The sequence below is a fragment of the Bradyrhizobium canariense genome, from assembly GCF_019402665.1.
In the GTDB taxonomy this organism is placed as follows: domain Bacteria; phylum Pseudomonadota; class Alphaproteobacteria; order Rhizobiales; family Xanthobacteraceae; genus Bradyrhizobium; species Bradyrhizobium canariense.
The window spans coordinates 111,689-134,910 of sequence record NZ_VSST01000019.1 but is presented as its reverse complement, the minus strand read 5'-3'; the positions used below and the strand labels follow the sequence as shown (position 1 = coordinate 134,910).

The window sequence follows — 23,222 nt, the reverse complement described above, 5'->3', positions numbered from 1 at the left end:
GATCAGGCCTCCTCGGGTTGCTGTCGGCGCGCGCCAAGGGATGCCGTCTGCTCGAACAGCCAAATCAGTTCGGCTGCGCGCTTGTCGGATGTGTGCTGATCCATGGTCCGTTCATAGGCGCGCCCGGCGATGTGCTGAAGCTCGGCGTCGGTCATCGTCAACGCGGCGAGCGTGTCCTTCGCATCGCGTGCGATCAGGATCTCCTGCCCGGGTACAAAGAATTCATCGAGTCCCGGCCAGTCGTCGCTGAGCAGCGGGGCCTTGCAGGCAGCGGCTTCGAACAGGCGGCCGGAGGGGCACCAGCCCATCTCCGCCATGGCCCGGCGCGTGACGTTGAGTGTCAGCCGGGACGACGCAAAGAACGACGCGTGCTCAGACGGCGGCAAGTGCTGCACGAAGTAAATGTTTGGCGACCAGGGAAAATCTTCCGGGTATTGTGCACCCCCGATCAGGAAGCGCCGATCCTGCCTGCTACGTGCGGGTTCGACGAAGAGGGCCTCGAGCGCGCGCTGGCGATCCTGCGAATATGTGCCGAGATAAGACAGATCCGCACGGTAATGCGGCTGCGACGGCACCGGCCGATGAATGTCCGTATCGACATGGCCGTAGAGCGGACGGACATTGCCAGCGCCGAGCCTGTCGCGAAATTCGTTGCAGATGCGTGGACCGCCGGTGAAGCTCAGGACCAGGGCGAAATCCCGCAGGCCGCGCGGCCCGATGTAGGGAACGGTCTCGCCAGCCATCAGCTTCGCCAGGGTGACCGGCGTATCGAGATCGTAGAACACGGGCACCGCCCGACCCTCGGACAGGACGAGCTCCGTCGCGGTGATCGCGTCGGGACAATAGGAGGTCACGATCGCGACATCGGCATCACGAATGTCGCTGCGCGCCAAAGGAAGCACATCGTCCCAGTTCGGGAACAGTCGCAATTGGCCGCCGGGCAGTTCGTGCAAATCCCGCGCGCCGGCGTAGTACGGCACGTCGCGCTCGAAAAAGACGACGCTGTGGCCGGCGCGCGCGAGATGCTTGCAAAGCCCTCGCCACAAGGTGGCGTGACCGTTGCCCCAGGACGAGGAAATTGTCAGGCCGAAAATGACGATCTTCACGCTGGCACCCGCTGATTGATCCCGGTGATCTTGAGTCCGCGATTGTCCACGCTGAGGGTGCTGACGCTGCCGGGGTCGATCTTGATCGAGAGGAAGTCGTCGAGCTCTTTCCGGGAATAATGCAGCAGCGCTGCGCGGATCGGTTCGGCATGGCTGACGGCGACGACGACGGTGCCGCTACCATGATCATTGCGCACTTGTTCCAGATGGGCGACGACGCGCTTCTGGAGCGACCGCATGCTTTCGCCGCCTGGCGGGCGGTTCGTTCCGCGTTGTTCGTTCCAGCGCGACCATCGGGGATCCCGACCGAGCGCCTCAAAGGACAGTCCGGTCCATTCGCCGTAGTCGAGCTCGTCGAGTGCCGGCACGATCTCGACTGGCAAGCCGAAGCGCGCCGCCAGGATGCAGGCCGACTGCATGCAGCGCCGCTGCGGGCTCGACTGGACCATGCTCGGCGGCGGCGTGAAGGTATCGGCGCATCGCGCGATTTCCTCGCAGCCGAGATCATCGAGCTCTACGCCCTTCATCCGGCCACAGAGCGTGTGGCCGAGCAGGGCATGATGCCCATGGCGGATCAGATGAATAATCTTCGCCATCAGGCGTACGCCTTGTCGTCGATGAAAGCGCGCGTTCGCCGTCCGGCCTCCTCGTCCGTGAACTGCTGAGGCGGCGACTTCATGAAATAGCTCGAGGGGCCCGTCAGCGCGCCGGACTGCCCGCGGTCCATGGCGAGCTTGGCGCAGCGGACCGCGTCGATGACGACACCCGCCGAGTTCGGGGAGTCCCAGACCTCGAGCTTGACCTCCGCGCTCAAGGGAACACCGCCGAACGTCGTGCCTTCCAGGCGGATAAAAGCCAGCTTGCGGTCGGTCAGCCACGGCACATGGTCGCTCGGGCCGACATGGATATTATCGGCATCCATGGGCACATCGAACTGGCTGGTCACGGCCTGGGTTTTGGAGATCTTCTTGGACGTCAGCCGCTCGCGCTCGAGCATGTTCTTGAAGTCGGTGTTGCCGCCGACGTTGAGCTGGTAGGTTCTGTCCAACCGCACGCCGCGTTCGCGGAAGAGATTGGCGAGCACACGGTGCAGAATGGTGGCGCCGACCTGGCTCTTGATGTCGTCGCCGACGATCGGCAGGCCTGCATCCTCGAATCGCCGCCGCCAGTCGGGATTCGAGGCAATGAAGACCGGGATGCAATTGACGTAGCCGCAGCCGGCCTCGATCGCGCGCGCGGCGTAAAATTCGCTCGCGCGCTGCGAACCGACCGGAAGATAGGACACAAGCACGTCCGTCCGCGACGTCGCGAGCACCTCGGAGACGTCGGCTTCCGCAACATCCGCAATCGGAACGTCGTCCTTGAGATATTGGCCGACGCCGTCCATGACAGGGCCACGTTGGACCATGACGCCGGTGGGCGCGACGTCGGAGAAGCGGTGCGTGTTATTCGGCGCTGCGAAGATTGCCTCGGCCACGTCGCGTCCGACCTTGCCGGCATGGACGTCGAAGGCCGACGCGACCTGAATGTCGCTGATGTGGTAGCCGCCGAGATCGGCGTTCATCAGCCCAGGCACCGGCTCATTCGATTTGGCGTCCCGGTAATAGGAGAGCCCCTGAACGAAGGAGCTCGCACAATTGCCGACACCGACGATGCCGACGCGCACGCGCCGCCTGTCCTGAAGACGAGAATGCATGGATCTAGGCCCTCCGGAAGACGTGCAGCGTTAAGGCATGCAGTGTTGAAGACGTACTGTGTTAAAGACTTGCAGTGTTGAAGACTTGCAGTGTTGACGTAAGTACGTCGGCGAACGTGAGGAACGTATGTTCGTTCCTGAACTCACGGCACTACGTCAGATTCCGGCCAAAAAAATTTCGCGCCCTTAACCTGGGATAGAATCCCGAGCAGTTTGGCGGGAACTAAAAGCTTCCATGATGAAGATGAAGAAGATGATGCTCTGAGAGAGCCCGACACCACGAAAGAACAAATCCTTCCGTCCGGCGTTCACGGCGAACAGTCTGACGCGACGACCTATTCGTCGCTCGCTCTTTGTCAGCAGTCGAGGTGTGACATGTCAACCAAATCACAAACCAGCGAAGCCCAGCAGACCACCAGCCATGACGTGATCAGGAAATGGGCGGAGGAACGCGGCGGAAAGCCCGCGACGGTCAAGGCTACCGAGGAGGACGGACACGCCGGTATCCTGCGCATCGATTTCGATCCGCCCGACGAAGGTCTCGACCGGATCAGCTGGGACGAATTCTTCGCGAAGTTCGACGAGACCGGCATCGCGTTCCTTCACCAGGACCGCACCAAGGATGGCAAGATGAGCCGTTTTCACAAATTCGTGCGGCGTTGATCGGATCACCGCGAGTGTCGGTTAGTTGGACGGAAGCGATGCGGGCAGGCGACTTCGAACGCGCCTGGGCGATCAGCGACCGCGATCTGGCGATGCTTGCGTATCCACCCAAGCACACCGGGCCTCGGCACCTGCAGCGTATCTGGCGCGGCGAGGAGCTGACGGGCAAGGATGTGCTGGTCCGCTGCTACCACGGGCTCGGCGACACCATCCAGTTCCTGCGCTTCATGCGGCCGCTTCGTGACGTCGCGCGCCGGGTCACGGTCTGGTGCCAGGGCGAGCTTCTGCCGCTGGTCGAGCGAACGGCTGGCGTCGATCGGGCCTTTGCGCTCCATGATGGTACGCCTGAGGTCGACTTCGAAGCCGATGTCGAAATCATGGAGGTGCCGCATGCCATAAGGGCGGGGCGGGAGCACGTCGAGATGCGGGCACCTTACGTATCGCTGCCGCCGGCGGTCGCGCCAGCACTTGCGCAAGTGCGAGGTCTTGAACTTCGAGGTCTCGAAATTCCAGGTCTTGAAGTTCCAGGTCTTGAAGTTCCAGGTCTTGAAGTTCCAGGTCTTGGACTGCGAAGGCTTGCCGTCGGTCTGGTTTGGGAAGTCGGCAACTGGGACAAACGAAGGACCATCCCGCCGTCCCTGTTGGGGCAACTTGACGTTCCCGGCGTGACGCTCTGCTCGCTGCAACGCGGGGCCCGAGCGCGCGAACTGGCCGAGATCGGCGCGAGGGACGTCAGCACACCTGACATTACGGTTCTCGGTCATCTCCTCCAGCGGCTCGATCTGCTCATTTGCGTCGATACCATGGTGGCCCATCTCGCGGGAGCACTCGGCTGTGATGCGTGGGTCTTGTTGCATGCGGATTGCGACTGGCGCTGGCCGTCATCCGAGTCCCACTCCCTTTGGTATCCGAGCCTGCGGCTGTTTCATCAGAGGACGCCAGATAATTGGGATGATGTCATTGGAGAAGCGCGGCAGGCCCTGATTGCACGCTCCGCAATCCGTCAAGGTGTCGTCCGAAACGGGCTCAAGCGAGCGCAAGGTCCGCCGTAAGTGGCCTGAGACGCGAGGACGACGCATCGTCGCGGCTGGACTGAATGCCCAGGTAAGTCGGATCGAATCTTGCGAGCCGCACGAGTCCCGGCCAGTCCGTGATCGTTACCGTCTTACCCTGCCATTGCAGGAGGTTGCATCGTCGCAGTTCCTGAATTGTGCGGTTCGCATGCACTGGGGAAATGCTGCACGCTGCCGCAAGGTCCGATTGGGTAAAGGGTGACGGCAGCCTGAGATCTCTCGCCAGGCCGACGCTTTGCAGGCGGGTGGTGATCTCGCACAGCAGATGCGCCACTCGCGTCAATGCATCACGACTACCCAGGTTCACCGTCCAGTTGCGCTGAATGGCGTGGCTGGTGAGCAGCATCAGCAGCAATGCGCGAGACATCGCAGGCGAACGCGCGGACAAATCGTGAAAGAAGCGGTGTGGCACGAGAGCGACGATGGCGGGCCCGAGCGCGATCAGGTTGCCGTCAACGCGAGGACGATAAAGCGTGTGTAGATCGGCGATGTCACCGGGAACATGGATTGACGTGATCTGCCCGTCCGTACTCTCTGCATCCTGCCAGGACAGATATCCCTGAAGCAGCAGGCAGCACTGGGTGGTATCATCGCCATGCCGCAAAACGGCCTGACGCGAACTGAGATGCGCGATTGTGCTTGCCATGTCCGCGAGCAGGTGGAGATCGTCAGCCGTTACGGGAGTGAGGCTCGCCAACCGGTCGGCGAGCTTGGAGAACGCAAATCCTGCCTGCATTGGTCGCCTAATAACTCAGAACCCGTCCCCAATCTGATCGATGAGAACGACAGAGCGCATTAAACTTTGATAGTTTCACTCCATGCAGGTGATTGTTTGTCTGCCCCGCACGCGCGAAAAAGGCGACGCGCCATCGGCGCCCGGGATCAGGTCTGCGTCGATGACGAGGTTCTTCTCCCGGTGAGGGCGGCGTATCCTGCCGCAATTGCGCGGAGCCGATCGACAAGCTAAGTCGTTGAACTGTTGAGCGGTGAAGCGGGCAAGCCTGATTGTTCGCGCACGTCTTCTGCCCAAGGGCTGTGACGGTCAAACCCGCACATCCGGCCTCGGCCTTCGTTCTGCGTGGGCCGGTGCCGAGCGAACTTGGTGGCAGCTGTCCGCGAAATCCACCATCAATGTGCCGTCCGTTTCGACTCAGGGAGGGCGCGCGGAACATCGCCGACATCGTCAAGATCAGGCGCCTGGCCGTATCCCATGCGTTTCATCTGCTCATGTACCTGCGCCATTTCAGCGTCGCTGAGGCGCGGCGGCTCGCCGATAGCCAACGCATGGACATACATCTTCGCCAGCGTCTCCACCTCCACGGCGAGCCAAAGCGCCTTTTCGAACGTTTGGGCCGTCACGATCAAGCCATGATGGCCAAGGAGGCAAGCGTTGCGATCTTCGAGGGCCTTGAGGGCGTAGTCCGATAGTGCCTGAGTGCCGAAACAAGCATATGGCGTACAGCGCACATCGTTGCCACCCGCAACTGCAACCATATAGTGGAAGCAGGGAATGCCACGCTCATGAACGGCGAGAATCGTGCTGAAGGTGGAATGCGTATGCAGCACGACGTTGACGTCTTCGCGTGCTCGCAGAATATCGCGATGAAAGCGCCATTCGGATGAAGGCCGATGGTTGCCCTGGTAGTTCGCGGCAAAATCCATCGCGACAATGTCGTCTGGCTGCATCCGATCATAGGGCAGACTGGTAGGCGTGATCAGCATGCCGTTTGGAATCCGGTGCGAAAGATTGCCGGATGTGCCCTGATTGAGGCCGTTTCGATTCATCTCCCTGCAGGTATCGACAATGCCTTGGCGGAGATCGGCATGATTGTGGTCTGTCATGAAGACGGCTCCGAGAAAGCGATCCAGGACTGGTAGGCGGCGGAAAGGTCGCGCGGTTCGAACCCATCGTTGCTGAGTGATGTGACGGCTTCAAGGAGCACGCTCGAAACCGGCAGCGTACGCGAGAACCGCCGCCACAGCAGCGCAGCGCCAAGCGCCGTTCCGTCCGGAGACCGACTCACCCAGACGCTCTGCGAGGATCGCAAAGTCGCAAGGCAACGGGCGAAGGGCAGGTTTGCGGCAAAGCCACCATCGATGACTATGCGTTTTGAGCTCTCGAGCGCATCAAGACAGCGGTTTGCGCTGAATGCTGCGTAGAGCACCGCCAATGCCTGCCATTCGGCAGGCGTTTCGGGGGGCGGTCCGATGACCCGTCCGCGGCGAGCCGCGCCCGGAAACAATCCATCATCGCCGACGAATGAGGGGAGCGCCAGGGTTCCCCTCGACAGCAGGGTGGGCAATGCGGCAAGGACGGCTGCATCGGAAGCACAATTGTTCCCGCGGATCAGGTCGTATTCGCGGCCGGTCGCGATCAATGTCGAAGGTGCATTCTCGCCATCGACATCGATATTGAGAACCATCGCGCGCGTGCAATCGAGTTTGTCCAGGGGGAGGCCGCGCTGAAAGCCGATCATCCAGGTACCGGTCGATAGGATCGTGGCATCGGCCATGCCGGCGGCCTTGTAGCGGAACAGGTTGGCGTTGGAATCATGGACGCCACAGAGGATCTCGGTCGATTGCGCCAGGCCGGAGCGCCTGGCTACGGATTCCGAAACCGTCCCTAGCACCTCGCCGGCGGGTACGCATTCGGGCAGCAGATGTGTCCAGCCGCGCTTGCGCATAAGAGAAGAAGGCTGCTGGTGGATGAGGTCCCAGATATGGCTCTGAGCCGCGAGCTGTGAGATTTCACTGGCCGCACGTCCGCCAAGCCGCAAGGCAAAAAACTGCGCGGTGGTCAGATAGGTTTTTGCGCGGGCGAATTCGAGGGGATACGCGCTTTCCTGCCACAGCAGCTGTTTTCCTAGCCGCATCGCCCCTCCGATTCCGCAAAACACTTCATCGCAACCGGGCGCGATTCGCGCATATGCTTCATCGATTGCCGGTGGAGAGACGGCATCATAGTCCATCATCGGCAGCACTGGCGTATCACCGTCGACGAGAACCGCACCGCATCCATGCGCAGCCACGATCACGGCTCCAATGGCATGGCGTTGAGACACGACGGCAAGGGTATCGAGAAACCACTCTTCTAACCCGGCAAGGTCATAGGCGAGGTACGAGCCCTGAGTCATCGGCACATTTGGAAGCGCATGTGTTTCGAGCGGCCAGCCGTCCTCGCTCGCCACTAGCAGTTTGAGATTGGTCTTGCCAATGTCGAGAACTGCGATACGGGGCGAGGCGATCGAGCGCATCATCGCTGGCTACCGCGGCGCTTTGCCGGCGAAATGAGGAACCGCCGCGACGGCAATCAAGATTCCACCCCAGATCGCCAGCGTGAGGAATTGGCTGAGGTTCAGAAGGTTGAATGCCGATGAGATCACCTGAAGGATGATCAGCGCAAGCAATAGCCCGCCGACTTTGCCGAAGCCACCAAACGGATCGATGCCGCCGAGGACGGCCGCGAGAATGGTGACCAACAGATAGCTCTCGCCGTATGCTGCGTTGGCCGAATTGAAACGTGCCAACATGACCACCGCTGCCACGCCCGCGAGCAAGCTGGAAAACACATAGAGTTTGAGGAGGACGGCGCGTGTATCGACGCCGGAGTAGCGGGTCGCCTTCTCGTTCGAGCCGATCATGTAAACCTTTGCCCCGAACGGCGTCGCGTTCAGCATGAGCGCGACGGGCAAGGCGCAGAACACAAGTACGATCAAAGCAAAGGGTACCCCGAAAACCGTTCCATTGCCGATAAATACAATGGGCTCCGGAAATCCGGAGATGACGTTACCGCGCGACAGGCCGATCGCGATGCCCTTGCAGAGCGTCATCGTGCCGAGCGTGGCCAGGATCGGCGAAACGCCGAGATAGGCGATGACAAAACCGTTGAGGAGGCCGACCAATGCGGCCACTGCGAATCCTGCAGCGATCGCCAGCACCTGAATGCCGACCCAGGCAAGGCCCTGACTCCCCGGGATGTAGTGCGTCAGCAGGAAGGCGATGGTCAGTCCGGACAGATTGGCGGTCGCGATGATCGAAAGGTTGAGTCCGCCGGATAGCAAGGCCAGCATCATCGCAAGTGAGAGGATGCCGAGTTCGGGCATCTGGAAAGCCATGGATTGCAGCGTGTTGACCGAGAAGAACCGGTCGCCGATCGTGATCGCGAACGCCACCCAGAGCGCGAACAACAGCAGGGTGAGGGTGGTGACCGTGCCGCTGCCGGCGAGGCCGACCATACGCCGGCGAAGCGAGAGGGCGGGCGCATTGCTCATCGGCGCGCGCTCCGGGTTCGCCGCTCTCGCTGGGACCAGGCGGTCGCTGAGACCGAAATGAGAATAACCAAACCGACGAAGAACGGCGACCAGTAGGACGAAACGCCCAACAAAATGATTCCGTTTTGGAGCACCGCGAGCAGTGTCAGGCCCAAAAACGTGCCGAGGACTGTGCCGACGCCGCCCATCAAGCTGGCGCCGCCCAGCACGACGGCGGCGACCACATCGAGTTCCTTGCCTACCAGCACTGTCGGGGCAACGGATTGCGCGAGTTGTGCCTGGATCAGGGAGGCGATTCCGGCCATGACACCCATGTAGCAATAGACCAGTATGTTGAGACCGAAAATGTGGAAGCCGAGCCGCTGTGCAGCGTCGGCATTGCCTCCCATGGCATAGATTTGCCGGCCGATATTAGTTCGATTAAGCAGGAGCCAGGTGACGAGAAACGCCAGCGCGAGCGCAAGGATCTGCAGGTTGATGCCGTACGAGCTATCCTTGCCCCATTCGAATTCGAACCAGAATATTCCGGTCGCAAACCAGTCGGGCAACGAATAGATGTATTTGCCGCCGGTGAAGAAGATCAGAAGTCCATAGAAAATGTTCAGAGTTGCGACCGAAACGATGATCGATGGTATTCGAAGTTTCTGGATGAAGATCGCATTGAGGCCACCCAGCGCACCGCCAATCCCAATCGCGATCGCAAAGACGCTGATCCAGTTCGCGCCGTAAGCATTGGCAAGCGAGAGTGTGACATATTGCGCCACGGACGCGGTGGCGGTGAACGAGATGTCGATACCCCCGGCGATCAGCACGACCAATAGTCCGAGCGCCAGGACGCCGACGAAGGCGTAGGAGGTCAGCAGATCAAACAGATTCTGCACGGTCAGGAATTGGGCATTCGCGAAGCCCAAGCTGGCGCAGAGCCCGAGGATTACCATCAGCAGCCAGAACTCATGGCTGCGACGAAACCTCCCAAATGATGCAATGCGCGATTCAGGCATTGACGGCCTGCCGAAGCGCATCTTCGGAAGTGGCTGCGGCAGCCACATCGGTTGTCAAACGTCCTTCCCGCATCACCAGCACGCGATGACTATGATAAAGGACCTCCGGGATTTCGTCTGATATCATCAGCACCGCAACGCCGTCGCGGGCCAGCCGCCGGATGATTTCATAGATTCCGTCCTTGGCGCTGATGTCGACGCCCACCGTAGGACTATCGAGGATGAGCACCCGCGGGCTGGTCGCCATCCATTTGGCGAGCACGACCCGCTGCTGATTGCCCCCGGAGAGGGTCTTCACCGCGTTGGCCGGGTTGGAGACCTTAATCCCGAGTTCGGAGACCCACCGAGCCACATGGCTCTGTCGCGCGCCTGCGGCAATCAGGCCGAATGCGCCAGCCAGACGTTCCAGCACGGTGAGCGTGACGTTCGCCGTGACGGACTGATTCAGGATGAGACCAAGCGTAAGCCTATCCTCGGATACATAGGCGATCCCTCGATCGATCGCCTCTGCATTTGTCCGGAGCGCGATCGGCTGCCCGTCAAGCAAGATGGTGCCGCGGTCGGGCGGCTTCATGCCGAACAGCGATAGCGCGAGTTCGGTTCGACCCGAGCCGAGCAGACCGGTGAGACCCACCACTTCCCCTGCGCGCAACTGCAAGCTTACATCCTCATACTCACCCTGGCGGCCAAGGCCCTTCACTTCCAGCACGACCGGGCCAGCGGCAAGCTCAGGCGCCTGTACCTGATACTCGAAGGACTTACCGGTCATCAGATGGCTGAGTTTCCCACCGTCGATTGTGTCTGCAGCAAAAGTACCGACTTTGGCGCCATCCCGCAGTACCGTTACGCGTTCGGCGATTTCAAGCACCTCGTCGAGACGGTGACTGACGAAAACGACGCAGATGCCAGCACGCTTCAGCTCCCTTACGAGCGCGATCAGGGCGTTCACCTCGTGGCGGGTCAACGATGCCGTCGGCTCATCCATAATCAGGAGTTTGGCATCCGCAGCCAAGGCGCGGCAGATCGCGATCAGCTGGCGTCCGGCAATGCTGAGCTCTGAGACTTTCGCGTCCGGGTCGAACTCGACGCCGATCCTTGCCATTGTGGTCTTCGCGGTGGCGCGCATTGAGGCCCAGTTCACCGAATGGAGGCCGCCAAGATGGTGCGCCATCGCGATATTCTCGGCGACGGTGAGGTTGGGGAATAGCGAAAGATCCTGGTAGATGACCTGAATGCCGCAATGCGTGGAGTAGACCGGGTTTAGTTTGGGATATTCCTTGCCGGAAATTGCGATGCGGCCGCCAGGCTCCGCTGCCTCGACGCCCGAAATGATCTTGATCAGTGTGGATTTTCCGGAGCCGTTTTCACCGACCAGGCAATGCACCTCGCCGACTTCCAGAGTGAAATCGACGCCGCGGAGCGCGTGCACGCCGCCGAAGCGCTTCGATATGTCGGACATCTCCAGGAAAGTCGCCAAAGGTTCGCCTGCAATGGACGTTCGATCGTGCGATCACTCGAGTGGTACTGCATTCCCGACCGGAAGGGCCGGGAATGCAGCGCGATGAGGCGACTAAACGGGTGTCGGCCTAGAGCCCTCCGGCGATCAGCCCGTCGATGGTTTCCTTGTTGATGCGCATGATCTTGTCCACCTTGATCTGCTTTCCTGCAACGTCGACGGCTGCCTTGCCAAGGCCGGGTACATCGACGCCATCCGTGATCGGTTTGCCATCGAGCACGAGTTTGGCCACCGCGACCATCGCGTATCCCGCATCGGTGGGATTCCACAGAAAACCTTCGCGGATCGTATCGTCCGCGATAAGCGACTTCGCCTGGCTCGGCAGCACGGTGCCGACCACGGCGATCTTCTTGCCAAGGCGTTGTTGACGCACAGCATTTCCGGCCCCGATAGGTCCATTCGAACCGAAGCCGAGAATACCACGCAGGTTCGGATAGGCCTTGATCACGTCGAGCGTCGTGCGTTGGCTGGTGTCGATCTCGTCGGCGCCGGGGAAGCGGTCGGCGACGAGCTTCATTTTCGGAAAATTCTTCTGCTGGTAGGCAATCGCGGCATCGGCCCATTTGTTGTGAAGCGGCGTCGTAAGAGTCCCGACATAGACCACATAATCACCTTCGCCGCCCATGTCCTTGGCGAGACGTTCCATCTGCACCTCGCCGAAGCGAACGGAGTCGATCAATTCCACATTCCAGTCACGACCTTCCTGTTCCGGACCCTCATGCGTGATGACCTTGATTCCGGCGGCCTGGGCGCGCTTCAGCACGGGCTCGCAGACTTTTACATCAAGCGGGACCAAGCCGATCACGTTGACTTTCTTGGCAATCAGATCCTCAAGGAGCTTTACTTGCTGTGCCGGATCGACGTTCGCCGGGCCAACCATAGTGGCATTAATGCTGAAGTCCTTCGCACCCTTCTGGATTCCCTTTTCAAGTGCGTTGAACCACGGAATTCCCGCGATCTTCACGACCGTGACCATTTCCTTTTGGGCTTGCGCAAAGGCAAGGCCCGGAAAACCGGCACCGGCAAACGCGGCCGTACCACCGATCAGCTTGAGCGTCTGACGTCTGTCCATTGTTCCCTCCCAGGAAACTATCTTGGATTCCGCACCCTCGATCTGAGAGTCGATGGGTGGGGGCAGTCGAGCCTGTTCTTGCTTGGGGGCAGAAAGAGTTGCCTGTCCAACCGCAGGACCTTGAGGGAGATTAGAGACCGGCACTCCAGAACGTGTCAAGCAAGCGAGATGTTCGCCAGCCACGTCGCAGTGCGATACCTGATCGCGTCTTCGAGCTGCTGAGTGAGGAGCTGCGAGCGATCGGCGTTCCTACAGCGATCATCTCAGCGAAGGAGCGCTACGCGACCCTGCCGGACGAAAGCAAGTAGTCCGGGCTTCTGGCTTCAACCCAGCTTCAGCAAGCGGGCTTCGTTCGGCTTCGCGTCGCGATTCACACTTTTCCCTGAGTGTCATTTTTTTCGTCACGCGCGTGGATGCCACCATGAAAGGCCGGCCACGGCCAGCTTCGCCGTTGCACAATCCCTTGCCGCCCACGAACATCCGACTGTCATTGTTACGTTTTCTGCTTCCCGCAATTGTCGTCGGTTGGCCGTGCGTGCAGATCGTGTCTCGCGCCGGAGCGTCCGCCCTCGGCTTGTCAGCATCGCAAGTTGCGTGCCATCCTAACGCAACACGCGCACGGGAAGGTCAATTCCCGGCATGGCTACGCGCCGCGTTAGGGTGGAACACAAACGCTCAGGGAGACACGACATGGTGTGGACGCTTCGTCTGACGGGGCTGGCTTGCGCCGGCTTGCTGTTGTCATCGGTGAGTGCTCTGGCAGGTCCTAAGGTCGTCTCCGGCCCGGGCGCCGACCCCGCCTGCTTCAAGCCATGGTCGTCCGAGACCAAATTCTTTCAGTGGCCCAAGAAGGCGGGCCCCTACAGGATCGCGCTGGTCAACGGTTTTGTCGGCAACACCTGGCGCATCCAGATGGTGAAGACTGCCAAGGCTTTCGCCGATCAGCCGGGTATCAAAGAGAACATCAAGGAGTTCAAGGTCGTTTCCACCGGGACCGATGTGGCGGCGCAACTTGGCGCGATGGAGGACTTCATCAACCAAGGCTTCGACGCAATCGTTACCATTGCGGTCGCTCCCGACGGTTTTGATCGCATCATCCGTCTTGCCGACAAGAACAACGTCGTGGTGGTGCCGTTCGACAACGTCCTCGACACCGACAAGGTGATGATGGTCAACGAGGACCAGAAGGAAATGGGCCGGATGTCGGCCAAATGGCTGATCGACGAGAGCGGCAAGAAATCCGGCGACATCCTTGAAGTCCGCGGCCTGCCGGGAAATTCCGTCGACCGCGACCGTCATCTCGGTTTCCGCGAGGTACTAGAATCGCCCGGCAACAGCTTCAAAATCACCGAGGTGGTGGGTAATTGGGACACCGGCACCTCGCAGAAGGTGACTGCGGATGCGCTAGCAGTGCATGGCCATTTCGATGGAGTATTCACCCAGGGCGGATCCGACGGCACCGTGCAGGCGCTGATGGCTGCCAAGCATCCCTTTGTGCCGATGTCGGGTGAGGGCGAGAACGAGTACCGCAAGCAGATCGCCGATCACGCCAAGGACGGACTGAAGGGAATGTCCTACGGCCAATCGCCGGCGCTGGTGGCGATCGCGACCAAGGCGGCGATCTCGGCGCTGCAGGGCAACATTATGCCGCAGCTGATCTCGATCCCGATTCCAGTGGCGACCTACAAGGATCTCAAGCCCGGCACGAATTACTGGCCTGAGCTCAATGCCAACTTCTTCGCGCCGAATCAGTTCACGCCGTGCGGCGTGAACTTCACTGCGCCGGAGATCATGTCGCAGAGCGAGAAGAACACCCAGTGACGGCTCCAGCGATGTCTCTGTCACGGCCCGGCATTCGCCGGGCCGCCGTCGCGTGAAGGCCCGGGCATGCCGGTTGCCGACCCGACGCAATCCGCCTTCCTGGAGCTTGCCGGCATCTCCAAGCGCTATGCCGGCGTTCGGGCGCTGGAAGGGGTCGATTTCGCCTGCGAGCGCGGCAAGATCCACGCCGTGCTGGGCGAGAACGGCGCCGGCAAGTCGACCCTGATCAAGATCATTGCCGGTGTGGTGCAGCCCGACAGCGGCCGCATGCGCCTCGCGGGGAGCGAGGTCAGCTTCGCCACGCCGTCGGCGGCGAATGCAGCCGGTGTCGTCTGCATCTTTCAGGAGCTATCGCTGATGCCCGACCTCTCGGTCGCGGACAACATCTCCATTGCATCCCCGCCGCGGCGGTTCGGCCTGATCGATGCGAAGGCCCAGCGCCGCCGCGCCGAAGAACTGTTGTCCGAGATCGGCTGTGAGGACGTCAACCCCCTGAGGCGCGTGCGCGATCTGCCCCTATCGAGGCGCCAGGTGGTCGAGATCGCGAAGGCGCTCGGCAAGCGGCCGCAGTTGCTTATCCTCGACGAGGCGACATCGGCACTGACGAGCGCCGATGTGGAGAAGGTTTATGCGATGCTGGCACGGCTCAAGGCCGCGGGCGTCGCAATCCTGTACATCTCGCACCGCATGCACGAGGTCGAGGCGCTCGCCGACCGCGCCTCGGTGTTTCGCAACGGCCGCCATATCGAGACCTTCGACAAGGGGAGGCGTTCGACCGCCGATATCATCCAGCTCATGATCGGGCGTGACATCGCGGCCCAGTATCCGCCCAAGCCTGCGCGAAATGCCGCGAAGCCGGTGCTGGCGCTCGAGAACCTGTGCTGGGAGAGGCAGCTCGATCGCATTTCACTGAGCATCGGCGCCGGCGAGATCGTCGGGCTCGGCGGTCTCGACGGGCAGGGCCAGAAATCCCTGTTGCTTGCTCTGTTCGGTGTTTTGCGCGGCGTCACTGGTCGTCTCACGGTGGCGGATCGCGAAGTACGTCCCGGCTCCCCGGCGGCGGCAAAATCGGTCGGCATCGCGCTCGTCCCTGAGGACCGCAAGACCGAAGGACTGATGCTGCCGATGTCGATCGCGGACAATCTTGCGATCGCATCGCTCGACGCGCTTTCCACTGGCCCATTCATCGATACCGGCCGGGAACGCACCGCGATCCAGCGAGCCATCGCGAGGCTACAGATCAAGTTGGACGCAGCGAGTGATGCGGTCTCGACGCTGTCGGGCGGAAACCAGCAGAAGGTCGTGCTCGCCAAATGGCTGATGACCGATCCGCGCATCATCCTGCTCAACGATCCCACGCGCGGAATCGACGTAGGCACCAAGCAGGAGCTCTACCGGCTGATGCGCGAACTCGCCGACCAGGGCGCCGCAATCCTGTTCTACTCGACCGACTATGACGAGCTGATCGGCTGCTGCGACCGCGTCGTCATCATGTATGACGGCCGCATCGTGCGCGAGCTCGAGGGCGACGACCTCACCGAGACCAACATTGTCGCAAGCTCCCTGAATGTCGACACCGATACCGCAGCGGGGGCGGCGCATGCTTGACGATATCGCGATCAGGATCCGCCAGAACATCGGTCTGGTCACCGCCATCCTGTTGTTCTGTGCCCTCTACATTTTCTACAACGCCGCGCATCCCCGCGGTTTCTCCTCCGCCGTGCTGGTGCAGAATGGCGACGAAATCTTTGCGCTCGCCATGCTGGCGATGGCGCAGACAGTGCCGGTCTTGATGTCGGGCCTTGATCTCTCCGTCGGAGCGGTCATGACCATGGTGGGCTGCTTTGCGAGCTACCTCCTGACCGGCGCGGCAGGTGGTGCGCCGCTGCATCTCGACATGTTCGGCGTGCATCTCGGCCTCGGCACCTTTCCGGGCGGCGTGAGCGGCATTCTGCTCGGGATCGCCGTGTGCCTTGCGATCGGCGCGGCTGCCGGCTTTATCAATGGTTGCGTCGTCGTCTATGGGCGCATCCAGCCGATCATCGCGACGCTTGCGACCGGCGCGGTCTACATCGGCATCGCGCTTTTCCTGCGTCCGACCCCGGGCGGCAAGATCGATGTTGATCTGAACTGGGCGCTGACTAACTCGCTCGGCGATTTCGCCTCGACCGTGCACATCTTCGACGATGGCGCGGCTGCCTGGTTTGCGCCGTTCGCCTGGATCCCGGTGCCCTTTGTGCTTCTCGTTCTCATTCCGCTGCTGGTGTGGGTGCCGTTCCGCCGCTCCGTTCTCGGCCGCGCCGTCTATGCGATCGGCTCGGCCGAGGGCGCGGCTTATATGTCCGGCCTTCCGATCGAGCGCGCCAAGATCGCCGCCTTCACGCTCGCGGGCTTCTTCGCCGGCTGCGGCGGTCTCTTCCTTGCTATCCAGACGTCGTCTGGGAATGCGGACATTCCGCAGGCCGGCGCCTATACGCTCAACTCGATCGCCTCCGTGGTGATCGGCGGCACTTCGCTGCTTGGCGGAACCGGCAGTGCGATCGGGTCGATCTTCGGGGCCATGGTCTTGCGCGTGATTTCCTTCTTCTTCCGCATCTTCGACATTGCCCCTCTTCTGCAGCCGCTGTTCGAGGGCGTGATCCTGCTCGCTGCCGTCAGCATCGGCGCGTTGGGCATGCTACGCGTCAAGAACACGCTGGAGCTGTTTCGATGACGGCGGCCTCATTCAGTCTCTCGCGCGACGACCGCCCGATCCTGATTGCGGCGGCGTTCATCGTCGTCATTCTCGTCGCGGGTACGGTTTACACATTCGCCCGTTTCGGCAGCGCTCCCCTGTTGTCTCCGGCCTATCTTCTGCAGCAATTGCAGATCGGTGCGTTCCTCGGGATCGTCTCGGCCGGCATGATGATCGTGATCCTGATCGCGCAGATCGACCTGTCGGTGCCCTGGACGCTCGCCGCCGCGGCCATGATGGCGACCTCGGTCGGCGGTCCTCTCGCAATTCCGGTCGGGCTCGGGGTCGGCGTTCTGGTCGGGCTCGTCAACGGCGTCGGGGTCGCGTATCTGCGGGTCCCCTCGATGATCTTTACGCTGGGCGTGAATGCCGTGATGCGCGGCCTGATGGTCGCGCATACTGGCGGCTACGCACCGCAGACCGGGGCGACCGACCTGATGCGGATGCTGGCGGGCGATCGTACGCTCGGCATTCCCAACGCGCTGTTCGTCTGGGCCGCGGTGTCCGTGCTGGTGGTCGTCATCCTGCAGCGCATGTCGCTCGGCCGCTACATCTACGCCATCGGCAACAAGGAGGCGGCGGCCTATCTGGCCGGCGTCAACACGCGCCGCGTCACGGTGGTCTGCTTCGTGCTCTGCGGCCTTGCTGCCGCGCTCGCGGGCGTGCTGCTCGCCGGCTATTCCACCAAGGCCTACCAAGGCATGGGAGACGCCTATCTGCTGCCCTCGATCGCCGCCGTCGTGATTGGAGGCACCAACATCCTCGGCGGCCGCGGCCGCTATCTCGGCACGCTGATCGGCGTCGTCCTGATCGTGCTCCTGAACAGCGTATTGTCGATCATGGAGATGCCGGAGGCGGGCCGCCAGGTGATCTATGGTCTCGTTATCATCTTCATGCTGCTCGTCTACGGGCGGGGCGAACGCGTCACGAGCTAGATGGCCGGCCTAAGCTTACACGGCCGCGCGCGTATTGAGGAAGATCGAATACAACGAGGTCTGTCCGCAAATGTATAGGCGGTTGCGCCGTGGACCGCCGAAACAGACATTCGCCACGATCTCACCGATCGGGATCGTGCCGATATGCGTCCCGTCGGTCCCGTAGCAGAACACGCTCCGTCCCGCCGACGTCCAGATGTTGCCATGGATGTCGCAGCGAAATCCGTCATAGAGCCCGTCGGGGCAGGTGGAAAACAGCGAGGGCTCAGCGACCTCGTTTCCCTGCACCTTGTAGGACCAGATCGTCGCGGGCAGCCCGTCGACGTGGGTCGCGCCGGTATCGGCGACATAAAGCAGCTTCTCGTCTGGCGAGAACGCCAGCCCGTTCGGCTGCACGCGGTCAGAGACGACCAGGCTGATCTCGCCGCCCGCTGGATCGATCCGGTACACGTTGGAGGCGCCAATCTCGGATTTGGCATGTCGGCCCTCGTAATCGCTGTCGATGCCGTAGGTCGGATCCGAAAACCAGATCGAGCCGTCCGATTTCACCACGACATCGTTGGGCGAGTTCAGCCGACGCCCTTCGAACTGTTCGGCAAGCACCGTGATGGAGCCGTCGTGCTCGGTCCGGGTGATGCGGCGCATGAAGTGCTCGCAAGTGACCAGCCGCCCCTCGCGATCGGTCGTGTTGCCGTTCGAGTTGAAGCTCGGCGAGCGGAACACCGACACCGATGAATCCGTCTCGTCGAAGCGCATCATCCGGTTGCTCGGAATGTCGGACCAGATCAAATAGCGGCCGGCCGGAAAGTAAGCGGGTCCTTCGGCCCAGCGGCAGCCGCTGGTGAGTTTTTCGAGATTGGCGTGACCAAAGACCAGGCGGGCAAATCGCGGATCGTGCGTGACATAGGGGAGCATCGTTCCTCCTTCGTTGCCGCAGGTCGTGAAGTGCCCGCGTGCCGGTTCCGCTTTTCTTAGCAACCCGAATGTATGAGCGGAATAGTCTTGTACGAGACCCGCAATCCTCGCGTTGACACCCGACGGCAAATACATACGCTGCGCGTCGCTGCAATGAGACGAGCGCGCGATCAAGGCGCGAAGAAGGAAGAGCAATCCACCATGATTTCGCAATCAGCTTTGCCGCGCCGCACACTTGGCCGGACCGGTCTCGAAGTCTCCATCCTCGGGTTCGGAACCGCACCGCTCGGCGATCTCTTTCTCGAGCTCGACGACCACACTGCGATCGCCGCCGCGAGCCGCGCCTTCGAGCTCGGCATCAATCTGCTCGATACATCACCGCACTATGGCAACGGCCTGTCGGAGCATCGCTGCGGAACGGCGCTCCGGCGCGTGCCCCGCAAGGATGTGGTGCTTTGCACCAAGACGGGTCGCTGGATGGATCCGTTTCACCAGCCGGAGACTCGGTCCGGATTTGTTGGCGGACAGCCGCACCGGGCCGTCGTCGACTATTCCTATGACGGCACCATGCGCTCGGTCGAGCAGTCGCTGTTGCGGCTTGGCACCGACCGGATCGACCTGCTGCTAATCCACGATGTCGATGTGTGGACCCACGGCAAGGACGCGATCGAGGACCGGTTTCGCGAAGCGATGTCCGGGGCCTATGTAGCGCTGGACAAACTTCGTTCCGAAGGTGTGGTCGCGGGCATCGGGATCGGCGTCAACGAGGCCGAGATGTGCGTGCGCTTCGCGCAGGCCGGATCCTTCGAGGTGATGCTGCTCGCGGGGCGCTATTCGCTGCTGGAGCAGCCAGCAGTCGAAGAGTTCATGCCGCTGGCGCTGAAGGAGGGCATCGCGGTGCTGCTCGGCGGCGTGTTCAATTCGGGGATTCTGGCGACGGGCGCCACCAAGGGCGCCAAGTACAATTATCAGGACGCACCGCCGCAGATCCTTTCGAAGGTTGCCGAAATCCAGCGTATCTGCGCAGCTCATGACGTAGCGCTGCCGACGGCCGCTCTACATTTTGCGCTCGGTCATCCCGCGGTCGCGAGCGTGGTCCTCGGGGCGCATAATGCGCAGGAGGTCGAGCGCAACGTGGCAGCGCTGACCACCACGGTGCCAGCCGCGCTCTGGAGCGATCTCAAGGCCGCGTCCCTGCTGGAATCGGAAGCCCCTGTTCCGAGCTAGACCGGATGAACGCGCTTGAATCGGTACAAGGCGAGGACTCGGATCACCTCTCTCCGCGGGGGAGAGGTGCACCGAATGATACGGTCGGAATCGTGAATTTTTGCATCGATGCGCGGGCGCGCGTGGACCGCGTAAGAACGGCGGCTTCTGGCGGGCTATCAAGGCACGAGGCCGGGGGTTAAGCTGCCCTCCGGTAAGCGAACAGCGCCTCCACAGTCGTGGGTTTGGCACCGTAGCGGTCTCCCGCTACGATTTCCCCAAGCTTCGCATGTGCGGCTTTGACCTATGGGAGGACTACCCGTCGGGCAAAACACCCGCCACCCCGTCAACCCCTCCCCACAAAAATATTCCACTTTACCGAAATTCGGAAATGGCGTATGTGTCGTCCATCCCGGCTCATCCTTGAGGGGCGATCTTGTGGTCGTCATGTTCGCGAGCCGGGCTTTCGGTGGACGCGGCAGCGTTCGGGTGCGAGTGGCCAAGGGCAGGGCGGATTGCTCTCCGTGAGCCCAAGGCTTCGTTCCGACGAGCGGCGCTGCTAGGCTTCGTCTCGTCATCAGGTCGGCGGCAAGGTGCACAACGTCGTCGAAACCGGTGGTGAAATGGCGGGCCGTGCGTACGGCAAAACCGTGTGGTCCTGGCCGTCGTTGCTACGGTCAAGCCCTAGCGAATGCGGCATCTGCGTCAACCGGCGTGGTGTCGGTGAATTTCGCTGGGGTGAGGGAGGCCAGAACGAACTCGGCTCCCGGGAGAGCACGGCATAAGCCGTCCAACCATCGCGCAGGGAAGGCCGAGTGATTGGCTACACCTGTATGCTGCTGTGCGGTTCTTTTGCGCACCATCTTCGCGCAGCGGACCGCGGGTGCCAGCCGGCACCCGGCCTTCCCTGCACCCTCTTGGACAAGAGGGTGGAATGACGAAGCAAAGCTCGGGCGAAATGCGCCGCGAGGATGCGAAGCTGTGCCTGTTAGGTCGTAGGATGGGTAGAGCACTTGCGAAACCCATCATGCTTCCGCGCGGATGAAACAGGATGGGTTTCGCTTCGCTCTACCCATCCTACCAGCGCTGCTAAAAGTGCGCGACTGGCTAGCTGCAGCTCAGCGGCACCGGCTGACCGGGATGCAGCTCGTACCAATCATAGCAATCCGGACCGGCGCCGTAGAATCCATATCCGGCGCGGAAGCGGCCGTCGCGGTGAAACGCGTGCTGGCCGAAGCCGCGGGTTGCGGCATGATCGCCGAAGCCTAGGTGCTCGCCGCCGAACCGGGCGCCGCCGCCGAAGCCGCCCTCGTGCCCCATGCCGCCGAAATGCGCGCCGCCGCCAAAGCCCGCATGTCCGCCGCCGAATCCGCCACCGCCAAATCCGCCGTGGCCGCCGCCACCACCACCGCCGCCGTGCGCGTCGGCCGTGCCGATGGCGAGCGTCGAGGCGAGCGCCGCTGTTGCCAGAATCATGATCACTCGTTTCATGGAAAACTCCTCTCGTGTTGAGCCCGGCCATCCCTGAAGCCCGCTTCCGCGCCGCGCGGTACGCGCGAGGCTGCTTGATGGCCGGGTGTGTGACGCTGGAGAGGTAGGAGCGCTGCGCGGCAATCCAACTGAATTCGACGTCAGACATTGGGGTCAGACATCGGGCTCGCCGCGCACGAAGGTGATCGCGCCGCGCCTGGTCGCGACGCAACGCAAGGGAGCGGGCTGACGAGATCAGTCCGCTCCCTGTCATTCGATATGCGTCCGGCCGGCGAAGTCACTCGGCCGGATGCGTTGGCGCGATCAGAAGAAGCTGCCGGTGCCGGGCTCGCAAGGCACGTTGTTGCCGGTCCACGGCGCAGTGGCGAAGGCGCCGACGCGCGGCGCCGGCACGCAGCCACGTTCGCCCTGATAGACCGGCGCGCTCGTCGCGATCGTGTCGGCCGCCGTCGCGGGTTGCCGCACGAGGCGGTGATGCTCGCGCGCCATGGCGGGGCCGCCGAGCATGGCGGCCGCAATCAGTCCCATCGACAACAGTCTGGACGTGGTCATTCGCTCTCTCCTTTGATGACATCAGGCCGACCAAGCCGGCTGGTCGTCGAGGTGTGCGCGACCGGGCACGATTCAAATGCACGAATTGCTCACCGCAATTCAACGGCCCGTGAGCCGATGTGACGTCGCACCACGATCGTGCGAATCCATAACATCCGTTGTCCCCCGGACGACTGCGAGCGCGTCGAGCTCATATGTTCGGTGCAGCGCAGTTCGGAGCGGAGCCCACAAGATGATCACGACATTGGCAACACGCGTCGCTCTTGCACTGGTGCTGCTCCTCAGGCGCGCAGCCGACATCATGAACTGCAATTCAATGGCGCCCCATGCGCCGCAAGCCTATCTCCTACCTCAGCGAGTGGCCGGCAACAGGCGACATCAGGGCCGCGCGTTCGACGAGCACGGGCATCGCACATGACCCAACGCGTCGCCGAGCCCACGCGCCCCTACCGCGCGCCGAGACGCCGCGTGGAACGTGGAGCGAGGGTCATGAACCGGATTCTCCTGATCGAGGACGACGCCGAGACCGCCGAGGCGATTGTCGCCGAGCTTGCCGACCGCGGGTTCGAGGTGCATTGGTCCGCCGACGGCGTCGACGGCCTCGACCGCGCGCGCGTGTCGAGCCCCGATGCCATGATCGTCGATCGCATGCTGCCGGGAATGGATGGGCTGACCGTCATCGAGGCACTTCGCAACGACCAGGTCAGGACGCCCGTTCTCGTCCTGAGTGCGCTCGGCGCGGTGGACGACCGGGTGCGCGGATTGCGAATGGGCGGAGATGATTACCTCACAAAACCGTTCGCGATCATCGAGCTGGTCGCGCGGATAGAGGCGTTGCTGCGCCGTCCGATCGACAGCCGCGAAACCATCCTGCATGTCGGACCGCTCGAGCTCGATCTGATCGAGCGGACCGCGCGGCGCGGCGAACGCCGGCTCGAGTTGCTGCCGCGCGAATTCCGCCTGCTCGAATACATGATGCGCCGGAACGACCAGGTGCTGACGCGTGCGATGCTGCTGGAGGAGGTCTGGAACTACAAGTTCGTTCCGGCAACCACGAACCTGATCGACGTGCATATGGGCCGGCTCCGTCACAAGGTCGACGGCCCCGGAGAGGTGCCGCTCATCCACAACGTCCGAGGCTCCGGCTTCGTCCTGCGTTCGCGGCAATAG

21 protein-coding genes are annotated in these 23,222 nt (G+C 62.1%); 7 read left to right on the top strand and 14 right to left on the bottom strand.

What is annotated here, in order from left to right; all coding sequences use genetic code 11:
* Positions 1–2 precede the first annotated feature (2 nt).
* Genes FXB41_RS09810 through FXB41_RS09800 form a run of 3 tightly spaced genes read right to left on the bottom strand, consistent with a single transcriptional unit; the run spans position 3 to position 2,802 of the window.
* Entirely contained in the window at positions 3–1,106 is a 1,104-nt protein-coding gene (locus FXB41_RS09810) for a CgeB family protein (RefSeq protein ID WP_219681632.1), read from the bottom strand.
* Positions 1,103–1,702, bottom strand: coding sequence for a histidine phosphatase family protein (locus FXB41_RS09805; RefSeq protein WP_219681631.1), 600 nt, complete (start codon positions 1,700–1,702; stop codon positions 1,103–1,105). The genes FXB41_RS09810 and FXB41_RS09805 overlap by 4 nt, the downstream gene beginning before the upstream one ends.
* Positions 1,702–2,802, bottom strand: a complete 1,101-nt coding sequence (locus FXB41_RS09800) for an inositol-3-phosphate synthase (RefSeq protein WP_219681630.1) — start codon at positions 2,800–2,802, stop codon at positions 1,702–1,704. The genes FXB41_RS09805 and FXB41_RS09800 overlap by 1 nt, the downstream gene beginning before the upstream one ends.
* A 375-nt stretch (positions 2,803–3,177) precedes the next feature.
* Between FXB41_RS09800 and FXB41_RS09795 the strand changes: the two genes are divergently transcribed.
* On the top strand, positions 3,178–3,465 hold the full coding sequence (locus FXB41_RS09795; RefSeq protein WP_007596131.1) for a hypothetical protein: 288 nt from the start codon (positions 3,178–3,180) through the stop codon (positions 3,463–3,465).
* A gap of 5 nt (positions 3,466–3,470) precedes the next feature.
* On the opposite strand, the gene FXB41_RS09790 is transcribed toward FXB41_RS09795, so the two are convergent.
* The 8 genes from FXB41_RS09790 to FXB41_RS09755 form a co-directional block, all read right to left on the bottom strand.
* Entirely contained in the window at positions 3,471–4,322 is an 852-nt protein-coding gene (locus tag FXB41_RS09790) for a hypothetical protein (RefSeq protein ID WP_219681629.1), read from the bottom strand.
* A 169-nt stretch (positions 4,323–4,491) separates the two neighbouring features.
* The gene (locus FXB41_RS09785) at positions 4,492–5,274 is read right to left on the bottom strand and encodes a Crp/Fnr family transcriptional regulator (protein ID WP_219681628.1); all 783 of its coding nucleotides are present in this window, start codon (positions 5,272–5,274) and stop codon (positions 4,492–4,494) included.
* A 392-nt stretch (positions 5,275–5,666) separates the two neighbouring features.
* On the bottom strand, positions 5,667–6,380 hold the full coding sequence (locus FXB41_RS09780; RefSeq protein ID WP_219681627.1) for a class II aldolase/adducin family protein: 714 nt from the start codon (positions 6,378–6,380) through the stop codon (positions 5,667–5,669).
* Positions 6,377–7,795 (bottom strand): FGGY-family carbohydrate kinase, encoded by a 1,419-nt coding sequence (locus FXB41_RS09775; protein ID WP_219681626.1) that lies wholly within the window; start codon positions 7,793–7,795, stop codon positions 6,377–6,379. Before FXB41_RS09775 ends, FXB41_RS09780 begins: the two co-directional genes overlap by 4 nt.
* A gap of 6 nt (positions 7,796–7,801) precedes the next feature.
* Complete coding sequence (locus FXB41_RS09770; RefSeq protein ID WP_007596126.1) at positions 7,802–8,809, bottom strand: ABC transporter permease; 1,008 nt, start codon at positions 8,807–8,809, stop codon at positions 7,802–7,804.
* Complete coding sequence (locus tag FXB41_RS09765; protein ID WP_219681625.1) at positions 8,806–9,810, bottom strand: ABC transporter permease; 1,005 nt, start codon at positions 9,808–9,810, stop codon at positions 8,806–8,808. Before FXB41_RS09765 ends, FXB41_RS09770 begins: the two co-directional genes overlap by 4 nt.
* Positions 9,803–11,269 (bottom strand): sugar ABC transporter ATP-binding protein, encoded by a 1,467-nt coding sequence (locus FXB41_RS09760; protein WP_376707489.1) that lies wholly within the window; start codon positions 11,267–11,269, stop codon positions 9,803–9,805. The genes FXB41_RS09765 and FXB41_RS09760 overlap by 8 nt, the downstream gene beginning before the upstream one ends.
* 127 nt (positions 11,270–11,396) lie before the next feature.
* Positions 11,397–12,398 (bottom strand): autoinducer 2 ABC transporter substrate-binding protein, encoded by a 1,002-nt coding sequence (locus tag FXB41_RS09755; RefSeq protein WP_219681623.1) that lies wholly within the window; start codon positions 12,396–12,398, stop codon positions 11,397–11,399.
* 690 nt (positions 12,399–13,088) lie between these two features.
* Here FXB41_RS09755 and FXB41_RS09750 point away from each other — a divergent pair.
* The 4 genes from FXB41_RS09750 to FXB41_RS09735 all read left to right on the top strand — a co-directional run bounded on the left by FXB41_RS09750 (position 13,089) and on the right by FXB41_RS09735 (position 17,888).
* Complete coding sequence (locus FXB41_RS09750; protein WP_219681622.1) at positions 13,089–14,219, top strand: sugar ABC transporter substrate-binding protein; 1,131 nt, start codon at positions 13,089–13,091, stop codon at positions 14,217–14,219.
* 66 nt (positions 14,220–14,285) lie between these two features.
* Positions 14,286–15,827: a sugar ABC transporter ATP-binding protein gene (locus FXB41_RS09745; RefSeq protein WP_219681621.1), complete on the top strand. Its 1,542-nt coding sequence runs from the start codon at positions 14,286–14,288 to the stop codon at positions 15,825–15,827.
* Complete coding sequence (locus FXB41_RS09740; RefSeq protein WP_007596118.1) at positions 15,820–16,932, top strand: ABC transporter permease; 1,113 nt, start codon at positions 15,820–15,822, stop codon at positions 16,930–16,932. Before FXB41_RS09745 ends, FXB41_RS09740 begins: the two co-directional genes overlap by 8 nt.
* On the top strand, positions 16,929–17,888 hold the full coding sequence (locus FXB41_RS09735; protein ID WP_007596117.1) for an ABC transporter permease: 960 nt from the start codon (positions 16,929–16,931) through the stop codon (positions 17,886–17,888). Before FXB41_RS09740 ends, FXB41_RS09735 begins: the two co-directional genes overlap by 4 nt.
* A gap of 15 nt (positions 17,889–17,903) precedes the next feature.
* On the opposite strand, the gene FXB41_RS09730 is transcribed toward FXB41_RS09735, so the two are convergent.
* Positions 17,904–18,803, bottom strand: a complete 900-nt coding sequence (locus FXB41_RS09730; RefSeq protein ID WP_219681620.1) for an SMP-30/gluconolactonase/LRE family protein — start codon at positions 18,801–18,803, stop codon at positions 17,904–17,906.
* A 201-nt stretch (positions 18,804–19,004) separates the two neighbouring features.
* Between FXB41_RS09730 and FXB41_RS09725 the strand changes: the two genes are divergently transcribed.
* On the top strand, positions 19,005–20,030 hold the full coding sequence (locus tag FXB41_RS09725; protein WP_219681619.1) for an aldo/keto reductase: 1,026 nt from the start codon (positions 19,005–19,007) through the stop codon (positions 20,028–20,030).
* A gap of 1,086 nt (positions 20,031–21,116) precedes the next feature.
* Here the strand turns inward: FXB41_RS09725 and FXB41_RS09720 are convergent.
* Positions 21,117–21,500, bottom strand: coding sequence for a hypothetical protein (locus FXB41_RS09720; RefSeq protein WP_219681618.1), 384 nt, complete (start codon positions 21,498–21,500; stop codon positions 21,117–21,119).
* Between the two features lie 303 nt (positions 21,501–21,803).
* Positions 21,804–22,052, bottom strand: a complete 249-nt coding sequence (locus tag FXB41_RS09715) for a hypothetical protein (protein WP_219681617.1) — start codon at positions 22,050–22,052, stop codon at positions 21,804–21,806.
* Between the two features lie 489 nt (positions 22,053–22,541).
* On the opposite strand from FXB41_RS09715, the gene FXB41_RS09710 reads away from it, so the two are divergent.
* Positions 22,542–23,222 (top strand): response regulator transcription factor, encoded by a 681-nt coding sequence (locus tag FXB41_RS09710; protein WP_035993491.1) that lies wholly within the window; start codon positions 22,542–22,544, stop codon positions 23,220–23,222.